This window comes from Streptomyces sp. NPDC006544 (assembly GCF_040611715.1).
In the GTDB taxonomy this organism is placed as follows: Bacteria; Actinomycetota; Actinomycetes; order Streptomycetales; family Streptomycetaceae; genus Streptomyces.
The window spans coordinates 23,237-35,815 of the sequence record NZ_JBEXOV010000076.1; the positions used below are offsets into that span (position 1 = coordinate 23,237).

A 12,579-nucleotide genomic window follows, 5' to 3' on the forward strand; every position below is an offset into this window, starting at 1 on the left:
GCGGCACACGGGGAACCGGGGTGGGGTACCGGTGACCACCACACGATTAGCGGCACTGGCCGAAGAGGACTCCTCGCTGCACCTGCTCGCCGAGCGGCTGCTCGCGCTGGCCGAGGCGGGGCTGCCCGACATGTATCTGCCGGGCACGGAGGACTTCGTGTTCACCCGGGCGGGGACGGTCACGTCCGACGGAACCCGCCGCGTGGAGGGGCGCGGAACCAGCACCCGTTACGGTGCCATCACCGTGCTGGGCGCACGGTTCCTGCCCGAGGAGCGCCAGCGGCCCCTGTTCGGCGGCCGCACGGCCGCGCAGTTCGCGGCCCTGCTGGTGGAGCGGCTGCCCGCCGTGACCAACCTCGGCGACGCCGCGCTCATCGCCTGGGCCGCCGCCGAGACCGGCCATCCGAAGCTCCCGGACGCCCTCGCCAGGGTGGCCGAACTGGATGTCCCCGGACGCCCGCAGTACACCGTGGAAGCCGCCTGGGTGCTCTCCGCGCTCTGCGCCGCACGCTCCTCGGTGGACGTCGAGTACCGCCTGGCGGCCGCCCGCGAGCGCCTGCTGGCGTCCAGGACCGGCGGAGTCCCGCTCTTCCCGCACGCCACCGGGCCGGGGCTGCTCCCCGGATACCGCTCCCACGTGGCCTGCTTCGCCGACCAGACCTATCCGCTCCAGGCACTGGCGCGCCTGCACGCGAGCGGCTCCGACCCGGAGGCACTCGCGGCCGCCGACGCCTGCGCCGCCCGCATCTGCGCCCTGCAGGGGGACGGCGGACAGTGGTGGTGGCACTACGACGCCCGCACGGGCGGCGTCGTCGAGGGCTACCCCGTCTACAGCGTGCACCAGCACGCCATGGCTCCGACCGCCCTCCTCGACCTGGCCGACGCGGGCGGCACCGACTTCGGCGCCGCGATCCGCCGCGGACTGCGCTGGATGACGGACGTGCCCGAGATCAGCGGCCCCGACGGCACCCCGCGCGAGCCCGTGATCCTCGAGAAGTACGGCGTCACCTGGCGCAAGGTCTACCGCGGCGATCCCGCCAAGGCCGTCCGGGCCGCCCGCGGGCTCACCACCCGGGTGCTGCCGAAGGCCCGGCTGACCCCGCTCGACCGGGTCTTCCGGCCGCTCTCGGTGGACCGCGAGTGCAGGCCCTACGAGTTCGGCTGGCTGCTCCACGCCTGGCTCGGGGGGCTCGGGAGATGAACCACAGACAGACCCTCTTCGGGGTGGCGCTCGACGCCCTGACCATGGACGAGACCGTGCAGCGCTGCCTGGACGCGGTCCGGCGCGGCGAGCAGATCGAGATCGGCATGGTCAACGCCGCCAAACTGGTCAACATGCGGCGCGACCCCCGCCTCGCCGCGGCCGTCGCGGGCTGCGACCTGGTCCTGGCCGACGGCCAGGCCGTGGTGTGGGCCGGCCGCGTCCTCGGCGTCCGGCTGCCCGAACGCGTCGCGGGCATCGACCTGTTCATGCGGCTGCTGGCCGCCGCCGAGACCGCGGACATCCCCGTGTACCTGCTCGGCGCCCGGCAGGACGTACTGGAGCTGATGCTCCGGCGGATCTCCGAGAAGTTCCCGGCCCTGCGCGTGGCCGGCAGCCGCAACGGCTACTTCGCGGACGCCGATCAGGGCCCGGTCGCCGAGGACGTCGCGCGCAGCGGCGCCCGGCTGCTGTTCCTCGGCATGACCTCGCCCAAGAAGGAGATCTTCACCGCCGGCTACGGCGAACGGACCGGCGCCCACGTGGTGCACGGTGTCGGCGGCTCCTTCGACATCCTGGCCGGCATCACCAAGCGCGCCCCCCTGGTCTGGCAGCGGATGGGGCTCGAATGGTTCTACCGCACCCTCCAGGAACCGCGCCGCCTCGGCAAGCGCTACCTCACCACCAATGCCGCCTTCCTCCTCATGACCGTCCGGGAACTCATCCATCGCACACCGTCTGCGGGTTCCGCGAACAGGAGTCACTGATGCGCGTCGTCGTCGTGGGACAGGGTTACGTAGGCCTCCCGCTGGCCATCAGGGCCGCCGAGGTCGGACACCAAGTGGTCGGGTACGACGTGGACGCGCGGCGGGTCAAGAGCCTCGCCGCCGGCGAGTCGTACGTGGAGGACGTCTCCTCCGAACGCCTGAGCCGGGCCCTGGAACAGGGCAGCTACCAGGCCAGTGAACTCGCGCGTGACTGCGGCGGGTTCGACGTCGCCGTCGTCACCGTACCGACCCCTCTGCAGGACGGCGCCCCCGACCTGCGCTACATCGAGGAGTCGGCGCACACCCTGGCCCGCTTCCTGCGGCCGGGCGCCACCGTCGTCCTGGAGTCCACCACCTATCCGGGCACCACCGAGGAGCTGTTCGGCCCGATCTTGGAGGACGGCTCGGGCCTCACCGCCGGCGTGGACTTCCACCTCGGCTACAGCCCCGAGCGCATCGACCCCGGCAACACCGTCTGGGGCTTCCAGCAGACCCCCAAGGTCGTCTCCGGGGTGAACCCCGCTTCTCTCGAGGCCGTGGAGACCTTCTACGCGGGCCTCGTCGACACGACGGTGCCGGTGCGCTCCCCCAAGGAGGCCGAGCTGGCGAAGCTGCTGGAGAACACCTTCCGGCACGTCAACATCGCCCTGGTCAACGAGATAGCCATGTTCGCCCGCCACCTCGACATCGACGTGTGGCAGACCATCGAGGCCGCGGCCAGCAAACCGTTCGGCTTCATGAAGTTCACCCCGGGACCCGGGGTCGGCGGGCACTGCCTGCCGATCGACCCCTCGTACCTGTCCTGGCGGGTGCAGCGCGAGCTGGGCCAGAACTTCCGCTTCGTCGAGCTGGCCAACGACATCAACAGCCACATGCCCGAGTACGTGGCGCGCCGCGTCATGGACGCGCTCAACTCCAAGCGCCGCTCGGTCAACGGCTCCCGGATCCTGCTCCTGGGGCTGGCGTACAAGAAGAACACGGGCGACGCCCGGGAGTCCCCCGCCGTGCGCGTCTCCCAGCTGCTCCTCGACATGGGCGCGAAGGTGCGGGCAGCCGACCCCCACGTGGTGGAGAGCATCAAGGTGGACCCGCGTCTCTCGCGGGTCGAGCCGACCCGCAAGGAGCTGGCCGCCGCGGACGTGGTCGTCCTGCTCACGGACCACGACTCCTTCGACTACGCGATGATCGCCGAGCACGCCTCGCTGGTCCTCGACTGCCGCAACCGGATGTCCGGCCCCCTCGTGGAGGTGCTCTGAGACGTGGTGAGAGTCATCTGTGTGGCCGGAGCGCGGCCCAACTACATGAAGATCAAACCGGTGATGGACGCGCTGGAGCGCCGCGGCGTCGAGGTGGTGCTCGTCCACACCGGCCAGCACTACGACGATTCCATGAACGACGTGTTCTTCCGCGACCTGGGCATCCGTCCCCCCGACCGGTACCTGGGGGCCGGATCCGGCAGCCACGCCCAGCAGACCGGCCGGGTGATGGAGGCCTTCGAGCCGCTGGTCGACGAACTGGCCCCCGACGCCGTCGTGGTGGTCGGCGACATCAACTCCACGCTGGCCTGCGCCCTGGTCACCGCGAAGGCCGGCCCGCTGCTGGCCCACGTGGAGGCCGGCCTGCGCAGCCGTGACTGGAGCATGCCGGAGGAGGTCAACCGGGTGGCCACCGACCGGGTCAGCGACTACCTGCTGGCCCCTTCCCCCGACGCCGCCGCGAACCTGCGGGCGGAGGGGTACCGGGAGGACCAGATCCACGTCGTCGGCAACGTCATGATCGACACGCTGTTCGCCAACCTGGAGCGCGCCCGGGAATCGGACGTCCTGGAGCGGTACGGGCTCACTCGGGGCGGGTACGGGCTGGTCACCCTGCACCGTCCGGCCAACGTGGACGATCCCGACGCCCTGCGCGGCCTCCTGAAGGCCCTGGGCGAGATCTCCGGGCGCTGCCCGCTGCTGCTGCCCGTGCACCCGCGGGCCGCGCAGCGGCTGGCCGACGTCGGTGTCCCCGGCGGGATCCGGCTGGTGCCGGCCGCCGGGTACCTCGACTTCATCGCCCTGCAGGACTCCGCCCGGGTGGTCCTCACCGACTCCGGGGGCATCCAGGAGGAGACCACCGCCCTCGGCGTGCCCTGCGTGACCCTGCGGGAGAACACCGAGCGGCCGGTCACCGTCTCGGAGGGCACGAACGTCCTGGCGGGCACCGACCCGGACCGCATCGCGGCCACCGTGCACCGGGTGCTCGACGATCCGCCCGCGCCACGCTGCCCCGCACTCTGGGACGGCCGCGCGAGCGAGCGCATCGCCCGGGTCCTGCTGGACGGCCCGGCCGCGGCGACCCGGGCGCGGCCCACCGACCTCGCGCCGTAGCGAGAGGTCGCCCGGCACGGCGACGGCGCACCACGCCGACAACGCAACAACGCAACAACGGTAATCACCGCAATGACAGGGCGGCGGCGCGTGGAGGACACGACGCCGCCGCGAGGGGGAAACACCATGGATCTCGCGGAGATCTGGCGGGTCATGTGCAGGCGCTGGTACGTACTGCTGCCGGGACTGCTGCTCACGGCCGCGCTCATCGCCGGCGTGTACCTGCTGGTCCCGGTGGAGTACCGGTCGCAGAGCACGGTGACGCTCCTGAACTCGAAGAAGGCCACGGTGGCCTTCGACGGCAACCCCTTCCTGAGCACCCAGGCCTCGTTGACCGGAATGGCCGACGGCCTGGCCCGCAACCTCAACTCCGACGACTCCAGGGCCGATCTCAAGTCCCAGGGCCTGACGGGTGAGTACGAAGCGAAGATCGCCGACAACGCCCAGGGCCCGTTCATGTGGCTGAGCGTCACGGGTACGGACCCGGCCGCCGTCCTCACGTCGGACCAGATCTTCACCGCCTATGCCGAGAAGCGGCTGCAGGAGTTCCAGGCCCAGCAGTCCGTGCAGCCGGAGGCGATGATCCGGATGGCGACGATCGTGCCGCCGCAGACCCCGGAAGCCCAGACCAAGACCCGGCTGCAGTACCTCGTGATGGCGGGGGCACTCGGCTTCGTACTGAGTCTGGTGGCCACCTTCTTCGTGGAGGCCCGCCGCCGCAAGTCCGACCAGCGGAGCAGGCGCCTGCCCGGAGCCTCCGACACCGCCCGGCCCGGCCCCGCGGGCTCCTCCGACGCCACCGGACCCTCCGAACCCGCAGAATCCTCCGCCTCGGCCGATCCGTCGGCCACCATGGCGCTCACCGTCCTGCCTCCGTCGGCCGCCTACCGCTCCAGCACGTCTCCGTGACCGGCCCCGCGACGGACACCGGCGCCCCGCCCCCGGCCCCGGCCGGGGCGCCTTCCCTGGGCCGCAAGGTCGGCTCCGCCGCCCGGTGGAGCCTGGTCAACACCGTGGTCATGCGCCTCGGCAACTTCCTCACTGGGATCGTCCTCGCGCGCTTCTTCCTCGGACCCGAGGCGTGGGGCGTCTACGGGATCGCCCAGACGGTCCTGCTGGTCCTGCTCTCCGCGAACGAGCTCGGCGTCTCCCTGGCGATCGTGCGCTGGGAGGGCGACCCCCGCCGCTTCGCCCCGACGGTCCTCACCCTGAGCGCCGCCTCCAGCTGCCTGCTGTACGCCGTCCTGTTCGCGGCGGCCCCCGCGGTGGCCCGGGTGCTCGGCTCCCCCGAAGCCTCCGGCGTCCTGCGGGTGATGTGCGTGTGCGTGGTCCTCGACGGACTGTCGCAGGTGCCCGCCGGCTTCCTCACCCGGGAGTTCGCCCAGGGCCGGCGCATGGCCGTCGACGCGCTCAACTTCGTCCTCAGCACCGGGGTGACCCTGCTGCTGGCCGTCCAGGGCTGGGGGGCCATGAGCTTCGCCTGGGGATCGGTGGCGGGCAACGTGGCCGCCCTCGCCGGCTGCTGCCTCGCCGCGCCGGGCACCTTGAAGTTCGGCTGGGACCGGGACCAGGCCCGCGCCCTGCTCCGCTTCGGGCTCCCCCTCGCCGGGGCCAGCACGCTCGCCCTCGGGGTGGTCAACGTGGACACCATGGTGGTGGGTTCCACCCTGGACCAGCTGGCCCTCGGCTTCTACGTGCTCGCCTTCAACATCTCCGGCTGGCCCGTGCGCATCATCTCCGAGGCGGCCCGCCGCGTCTCCTTCGCCGGGTTCTCCCGGCTGGCCGACTCGCCCGGGGCGCTCGCCGGGGGGTTCGGCCGCGCCCTGGGCGTGGTGATGACGGGCACCGTCCCGCTCTGCGTCCTGCTGGCCGCCCTCTCCGCACCGGTCGTCGAGCTCGTCTACGGGGCGCGCTGGCTGCCCGCGGCCGCCGCGCTGCCCTGGCTGATGGGCCTCGGGCTGGTCCGGATCGGCTGCGAGCTCGCGTACGACTGCCTGGTGGCCATCGGCCGCCGCCGCTCCCTCATCGGGGTCCAGGCACTGTGGCTGGTCCTCCTGGTCCCGGCCCTCGTGATCGGCTCCGGCGCGGGCGGGATCGTCGGGGTGGCCCAGGGGCACGTCCTGGTCGCCGGGGCCGTCGTGGTGCCGGTGTTCCTCGTCGCGCTGCACCACGGCGGGATCGGCCTGGGCACCGTGGCGCGGGCCTGCGCCTGGCCCTTCCTCGGCGGCGTCGTGATGGCCGCCGTGGTCCTCGGTGTGGAGCGGCTCCTCGGCGACGGCGTCCTCGCCCTGCTCGCCACCGGGGCCGCCGGGACCCTGTGCTACGTCCTGTGCGTGCTGCCCAGCCGGGGTTTCCTGCGCGGCTCCGCGCCGGCCGCCGGCCCCGCCGCCGCGACCACCGCGACCTCGCCCGCCGGGAGTTGACCGCTGTGACACCTACCCGCAAGCGTCTATCGGCCTGGCTGGCGGCCGGGCTCGTCCTGGTGGCCGCCCTGGTCCTGTACCAGGCCGAGCGGACCGGGGTGAGCGGGCCTCCGGCCGCGTCCTGCCCGGAGGAGGCCCTCGAGTGCCCCGCCGGCGGCCCCTCGCCGGACCCGAAGCCCGCGCCCTCCGCGGAGCCGACGCCCTCGGACACCCCGGGTCCCTCCCCCGGCTCGCCCTCCCCCTCCGCCACGCCCCCGCCGGCGAGCGGCGGACCGCCCACCGCGGGTCCCGGCTGTTCCTCGCCGGGCGCCTGCGGGTTCCCCGACGGGCGGAGCACCGGTCCCCGGATCGCGCTGCAGCGCCACGACACCGGGAACATGTCCGTCAAGACCGACGGCATGGTCATCAAGGGCTGGGACATCCACGGTTCCCTCGACGTCTACGCCAACGACGTCACCGTCATCGACAGCAAGGTCACCTCGGCCAACTGGTGGGGGATCAACCTGCGCCCCGGCTTCAAGGGCCTGCGGGTGCTGCACACCACCATCACCGCCGTGCCGGGCAAGGGCCCCGACAACGGCGGCGTCGACTACGCGGTCTCCAACATGGGCGAGAGCTCGGTCGAGGTCGGCTGGTGCGACGTCTCGGTGTTCGGCAACGCCCTGTCCATGGGCCAGGGCAACCTGCACGACAACTACGTGCACGACATCGCCGCGTTCCGCAACCAGGGCGGCGAGTGGCAGCACACCGACGCCGTCATCAGCGGGGGCGGCAACAAGGGCCGGCTGACCGTCCGCCACAACACGCTGCTGAACGCCGTGCCCGTGGACCGGGGCGCCTCCGCGGCCCTCGGGCTCTTCGCCGACACGGGCGTGGTCTCCTCCGTGACCGTCGACTCCAACTGGCTGGCCGGCGGGGCGTACGCCTTCTACGGCGGCGGCCCCGGCGCCACGGGCATCGAGGTCACGGACAACGTGTTCTCCACCCAGTACCACCCGGGCAGCGGGGTCTACGGTCCGGTCGCCGCCTGGAACGCGGGCGGCGCCGGGAACGTGTGGCGGGGCAACCGCATGAGCGACGGCCGGCCCGTGGTGCCCGAGCCCTCTCCCTGAACGCCGAACACCCGGGACGCGCCGAAGACCCGCCCCGGGGACCTGCCCGGGACCTGCCCGGAAGAACCGTCCGAGGACCGTCCGAGGACCGAGAGGACATGATGCGCCGCATCGCCCGCGCCCCCTGGGAGCTGCTCAAGCGGTCCTTCGGCTGGCTGGTGCTCTTCGAGGCCAGGAACAAGGTGCTGCTCGCCCCCTCCGCCGTGCGGCTGCGCCGCTTCGAGCGCGCCGAGACCACCCGGCTCGGCGCCCTGCCCGACCGGCCGCCGGCCGCCCTGGTGGCCACCGTGATCGCCACCCACAGGCGCCCCGAGGCCCTGCGCGCGGCGGTCCGCTCGGCCTTGTCGCAGACCGTGACGGATCAGGTGGTGATCGTCGTGGACGACGGCGCCGGACTGCCCGAACTGCCGTCGGACCCGCGCCTGTTCGCGGTGTCCCTGGGCCGGAACACGGCCACCGCCGGAGTCGTGCGCAACGTCGGGATACGACTGACCCGCTCGCGTTACGTGGCCTTCCTGGACGACGACAACCTGTGGGAGCCGGACCACCTGGAGCAGGCCCTGGCGGTATTGGAAGCCCCGGGCGGACCGGACGCCGTGTACACCGCGCTGCGCAGGATGCTCCCCGACGGCACCGAGCGGGACGTGCTGTCGGTGCCCTTCGACCGCCGCCGCGCCGCCCGCGAGGCCTTCCTCGACACCAACGCCTTCGTCGCGCGCCGCACCCGGTCCCTGTACTTCAGCCGGCTGCGGCGGACCCCCGAGGTGCTGCCCCGCGAGGACTGGGAGCTCGTACACCGCTACAGCCGCCGGCACGAGGTCCGCCACCTGCCCCGCCCGACCGTCCGCTACCTCGTCAATCCGGAGAGCTTCTACACCGCCTGGGACGGGCGGACGCCCTCCGGATGACCGGGGCCGTTCACGAGCGGCCGGCGTTCGGGCGGACCGGTCACGGGCGGGCCGTTCACGAGCGGCCCGCCCGCACGTCCGGAGCGGTGCCCGCGTTCAGGGCCCCGGCGTGGCGCGCAGCGCGGACGGGCTGGCCAGGGCCAGGGCCGCCGCCCGGCTGGCGGGCCGGCCGAGCGCGGCCCGCAGGGTCTCCCGCAGCAGGACGGCCGCGCGGAAGGCGGCGGTCGAGGCCGCCCCGTTGCGGCGCGCGTAGAGCCGTACGCGGTTGAGGGTGAGCAGCGTCCACAGGCGCGGGGACACCTGCGATTCCCCGCCGAGGTGGACGGCCGACGCCGCGGGTTCGAGGCGGGTGGCGAAGCCCCGGTCACCGGCCCGCAGGCAGTACTCGGTCTCCTCCGAGTACAGGAAGAACGATTCGTCCCAGGTCCCGCAGGCATCCAGGCACTCCCGGGACAGGGCCATCAGGGCGCCCGTCGCCCAGTCCGCGACCGTCGCCCGCCCGTAGGCGGACGGGTCGGTGACGAGCTCGCTCCACTGCGGGAAGCGGCCCGCCCGCCGGTTGCCGATCACCGCTTCGCCCAGCGCCCGCGTCACGCGCGACTCGCGGCGCAGCGAGTACTGCAGTGCCCCGTCCTCCTCGTACAGCAGCGGGACGCTGATGCCGACCCGGCCTCCGCCCCCCTCCAGGGGCGAGCCGAGGGCGTCCACGAGGAGTTCGGCGCAGCCCCGCCGCATCCGGATGTCCGGATTGCACACCAGGGCGGCGCGGTAGCCCCCCTCCCACCCGGCGGCCGCCTCCAGGGCGGCGTTGACCCCGGCCGCGTACCCGGCGTTGCGGCCGGTCTGGACGACGGTCGTGTCCGGGGCGAGCGACCGGATCAGGTCCACGGTGTCGTCGGCGGAGTCGTTGTCGGCGACGACGAGACGCCAGTCGAGCCCGGCCATGCCCTCGGGCAGGGCGGCGAGGAACTCGGGGATCACGCGGGCGCTGTTCCAGGTGACGACGACCACGGCCACCGGACCGGCTACGGGACGAACTGGGGCCGGTCGGTCCGGCGAGGCGGGGTGAGGGGGGACGGATCCGTCGAAGGGCAAGGTGACTCCACGGTTCGGGGCTTCGGCGTGGCGCGCCGGATGAAGCCGAGGTAACTGCCTCCCGCGGCGATCGTCAGGAAGAACATCCCGGCGAACATCGGGAAGCTGAGGGCGTCGAAGGTGGCGGCGCTGACCAGGGCGACGAGGGCGGACGCGAAGAACGCCTGCCCGAGCTCCCGGTCGGACTCGTCCGCGGCGAGGCGGCGGATGGCTCCGCCCTGGTGGATCCCCGTCAGGAACAGCGCGAAGAGTGCGGCCAGGCCCAGCAGGCCCATCTCGGCCAGGGTCAGCATGTACTGGTTGTCGGTGAAGAAGTAGAGGTCCGGGGTGAAGGTCCCCAGGCCCCGCCCGAACAGCGGGCGCTCCTCCACGTAGGGGACGATCGCGCTGTACTTGACGGTACGGGCCTGGGTGCTGCTGTCGGAGTTGGACAGGAAGGACCCGAAGAGGGTCGTGATGGTGCCGATCAGCCCGGGTACGAGGACCTTGAAGACGGCCACCGAGCCCATCAGCAGGCCGAAGGTGGTCCAGCGGCGCTGCGGCTTCCAGCGCGGCACCATCACGAGGACCACGATGAGCGCCCCGATGATGGAGGTCCGCGACACCGTCAGCGGCAGGGCGCCGCCCATCAGGGCCACCGGCGCCCAGCGGCGCCACCGGCTCAGGTGCGCGCGTACGGGGTCGAAGGCCTGCTGCACGGCGAAGGGCAGCAGCAGGGCGAGCATGCCGCCGAACTCCAGCGGCTGCGCGGTCGTGGAGCGCGGCCTGGTGAACGCCCCGCGGTCCAGGGTGGTGATCTGCGCGACGCTCGACTGGAGCCCCGGGATGCTGATCTTCTCGGCGATGTTCGTCGCCGTGAAGAAGTCGTAGTAGCCGATGGCGGCCACCACGGCTCCCATCACCACCGTCCGCCGCAGCAGTACGTCGAGGCGGGCGCGATCCTGGATGCCGGCCGAGACCAGCACGACCAGCGACACCCAGACGAGCAGCCCGATCAGGCCCCGGTCGGCGCCCAGCACCTCCTTGTGGGTGCTGCCCCGGGAGGCGTTAGCGAGGTAGGACGCCAGCACGGAGACGGCCAGCAGCCACATCACGAGCCGGGGCAGCCGGGTGCGCGGGGCCGCCCGGATCCGGCCGCTCAGCCAGGTCGCCAGGTACCAGAACAGGGCCAGGAGCGCGAACACGTTGGCGGGGGTGCCCACCCCGCCCAGACCCGGCAGGGTCAGGTTCGAGGGGATGAAGAAGGCCAGCCCCAGGTAGCCGGTGAGCAGGGCCGTGGCATCCAGCTCCCGGGCCCGCGTCCGTCTGCGCACGCGGGGCTGCGCCCCGGTTCCCCCGGCGGCGGCCTCCCGCCTGCGGCGGCGGGCCGCCAGCAGGCTCTCCGCCACGAAGGAGGCGGTGAAGCCCGCGACCACGGCGGCGATGACCACGGCCAGTACCTGCTGGTAGCGGGTCTTGAGCTGTGGTTTCGGGGTCTGCGGCAGGACGACGGGGGCCGTCTGGACGAAGTAGGCGGGCTGGACCTTGGCCGCCGCCTGGAGCGCGTTGAGCTGCTCTCCGGCGAAGGCGGTGAGCGTGCTGGTCTCCTTCAGCACCTTCTCCCGGTCGGTGCCCGTGACGGTCAGCGTGAGCATCGGGCCCGAGGTGTTCGCGGCGAAGCCGACCGTGTAGGGGTCCGTCACCCCGAGCACGTGCAGGTCCCGGGCCGCGTCGGCCCCCGACATGGTCCTGATCAGCACGTCGGCGGTCACGACCAGCGAACCCCCCGCGTTCGCGATGGGGTTGCCGAAGGCGGGGGCCAGTTCGGCCACCGCCGTGGAGTCGAGCAGGGCCACCGAGCTCTGCGACTGGTAGGCCACGGGCACCGACTCGTACAGGTGCAGCCCCGCGAGGAGACCGAGCATCGTCAAGGGTGCCATCACGTACCAGCGGCGCCTCAGCACCGCGCCTATCTCACCGAGGTTCACGGGCGTCTCCCGCGAGCTGCCGGAACCGATGGCCATCCGACCGGCGTCCTGGGAGGATCGATGGCTACGGAAGGAATCCTGTGTCGCCTGGTGAGTTGTTCCGCGCGCTGCGCCGCCGCTGGTACGTCCTGGTCCTGGCGGCGGGGCTCGCGGCCGCCGGCGCCCTGCAGGTGCTGCGCCCCGAGCAGACCTACGTGAGCTCGGCGATCGTGGTCCTCAAGCCTCCGGTGACGGGCAACCAGCCGAACCAGCTCGCCAATCTGCAGCCGCCGCTCGCCGCCGTCTCCTACGCGGCCGTCCAGCAGCTCGAGTCCCCGGCCGGCCAGGACGAGTTGCGCACCGCCGGGGTGTCGGGCACCTATCGCCTGACCCCGCGCAACAGCGGCACGAGCGTCACTCCCCGCTATCTGATCCCCTCCCTCCAGGTCCAGGCCGAGCACACGGATCCCGCCGCGGCCGACCGGTCCGTGCTGAGCATCGTCGAGGCCTACCGCAAGCACCTCTCGGACCTGCAGGCCGAGCAGCGGATACCGGCCGCGGCCCGGATGAGCGTGACCCTGCTGGTCCCTCCGGCGGCCACCCCTCAGATCCCCGCCAAGAGCCGCGGCCTGGCCGGTACGGCACTGCTGGCCGGGGTCTGCGGGGTGGCCTGCGCGCTGTGGTCGGACCAGTTCCTGGCGCGCCGGGACCGGCGCCGGCGCGGGAGCGCCGGCGCGGTGCGCGAAGACCCGGCCGAG

11 protein-coding genes are annotated in these 12,579 nt (G+C 72.9%); 9 read left to right on the forward strand and 2 right to left on the reverse strand.

Annotated elements, in window-relative coordinates:
- Positions 1 to 31 precede the first annotated feature (31 nt).
- From ABZY44_RS28190 to ABZY44_RS28225, 8 genes are all read left to right on the forward strand, one after another.
- On the forward strand, positions 32 to 1,201 hold the full coding sequence (locus tag ABZY44_RS28190; protein WP_356658588.1) for a hypothetical protein: 1,170 nt from the start codon (positions 32 to 34) through the stop codon (positions 1,199 to 1,201).
- On the forward strand, positions 1,198 to 1,968 hold the full coding sequence (locus ABZY44_RS28195; RefSeq protein WP_356658590.1) for a WecB/TagA/CpsF family glycosyltransferase: 771 nt from the start codon (positions 1,198 to 1,200) through the stop codon (positions 1,966 to 1,968). The genes ABZY44_RS28190 and ABZY44_RS28195 overlap by 4 nt, the downstream gene beginning before the upstream one ends.
- Positions 1,968 to 3,224 carry a nucleotide sugar dehydrogenase gene (locus ABZY44_RS28200; protein WP_356658592.1) on the forward strand — a complete coding sequence of 419 codons (1,257 nt, stop codon included), beginning with the start codon at positions 1,968 to 1,970 and terminating at the stop codon, positions 3,222 to 3,224. Before ABZY44_RS28195 ends, ABZY44_RS28200 begins: the two co-directional genes overlap by 1 nt.
- Positions 3,225 to 3,227: 3 nt before the next feature.
- On the forward strand, positions 3,228 to 4,337 hold the full coding sequence (gene wecB, locus ABZY44_RS28205) for a UDP-N-acetylglucosamine 2-epimerase (non-hydrolyzing) (protein WP_356658594.1): 1,110 nt from the start codon (positions 3,228 to 3,230) through the stop codon (positions 4,335 to 4,337).
- Between the two features lie 126 nt (positions 4,338 to 4,463).
- Positions 4,464 to 5,246 carry a chain length determinant protein gene (locus ABZY44_RS28210; protein ID WP_356658596.1) on the forward strand — a complete coding sequence of 261 codons (783 nt, stop codon included), beginning with the start codon at positions 4,464 to 4,466 and terminating at the stop codon, positions 5,244 to 5,246.
- Positions 5,243 to 6,760 carry an oligosaccharide flippase family protein gene (locus ABZY44_RS28215; RefSeq protein ID WP_356658598.1) on the forward strand — a complete coding sequence of 506 codons (1,518 nt, stop codon included), beginning with the start codon at positions 5,243 to 5,245 and terminating at the stop codon, positions 6,758 to 6,760. The genes ABZY44_RS28210 and ABZY44_RS28215 overlap by 4 nt, the downstream gene beginning before the upstream one ends.
- Positions 6,761 to 6,765: 5 nt before the next feature.
- The gene (locus ABZY44_RS28220) at positions 6,766 to 7,872 is read left to right on the forward strand and encodes a hypothetical protein (RefSeq protein ID WP_356658600.1); all 1,107 of its coding nucleotides are present in this window, start codon (positions 6,766 to 6,768) and stop codon (positions 7,870 to 7,872) included.
- A 98-nt stretch (positions 7,873 to 7,970) separates the two neighbouring features.
- The gene (locus ABZY44_RS28225; protein WP_356658602.1) at positions 7,971 to 8,780 is read left to right on the forward strand and encodes a glycosyltransferase family A protein; all 810 of its coding nucleotides are present in this window, start codon (positions 7,971 to 7,973) and stop codon (positions 8,778 to 8,780) included.
- A gap of 96 nt (positions 8,781 to 8,876) precedes the next feature.
- Here the strand turns inward: ABZY44_RS28225 and ABZY44_RS28230 are convergent, their stop codons facing one another.
- A complete protein-coding gene (locus ABZY44_RS28230; RefSeq protein ID WP_356658604.1) occupies positions 8,877 to 9,797 on the reverse strand; it encodes a glycosyltransferase family 2 protein in 921 nt (306 codons plus the stop codon).
- Between the two features lie 8 nt (positions 9,798 to 9,805).
- On the reverse strand, positions 9,806 to 11,878 hold the full coding sequence (locus ABZY44_RS28235; protein WP_356658606.1) for an O-antigen ligase family protein: 2,073 nt from the start codon (positions 11,876 to 11,878) through the stop codon (positions 9,806 to 9,808).
- A 44-nt stretch (positions 11,879 to 11,922) separates the two neighbouring features.
- Here ABZY44_RS28235 and ABZY44_RS28240 point away from each other — a divergent pair.
- Positions 11,923 to 12,579: hypothetical protein (locus tag ABZY44_RS28240; protein WP_356658608.1), on the forward strand; the 657-nt coding region annotated here is incomplete at its 3' end.

Excerpts from the sequence above, each read along its gene's own strand:
- ABZY44_RS28195 (WP_356658590.1), top strand. The coding sequence starts at position 1,198 with ATGAACCACAGACAGACCCTCTTCGGGGTGGCGCTCGACGCCCTGACC.
- ABZY44_RS28200 (WP_356658592.1), top strand. The coding sequence starts at position 1,968 with ATGCGCGTCGTCGTCGTGGGACAGGGTTACGTAGGCCTCCCGCTGGCC.
- ABZY44_RS28210 (WP_356658596.1), top strand. The coding sequence starts at position 4,464 with ATGGATCTCGCGGAGATCTGGCGGGTCATGTGCAGGCGCTGGTACGTA.
- ABZY44_RS28225 (WP_356658602.1), top strand. The coding sequence starts at position 7,971 with ATGATGCGCCGCATCGCCCGCGCCCCCTGGGAGCTGCTCAAGCGGTCC.
- ABZY44_RS28235 (WP_356658606.1), bottom strand. The coding sequence starts at position 11,878 with ATGGCCATCGGTTCCGGCAGCTCGCGGGAGACGCCCGTGAACCTCGGT.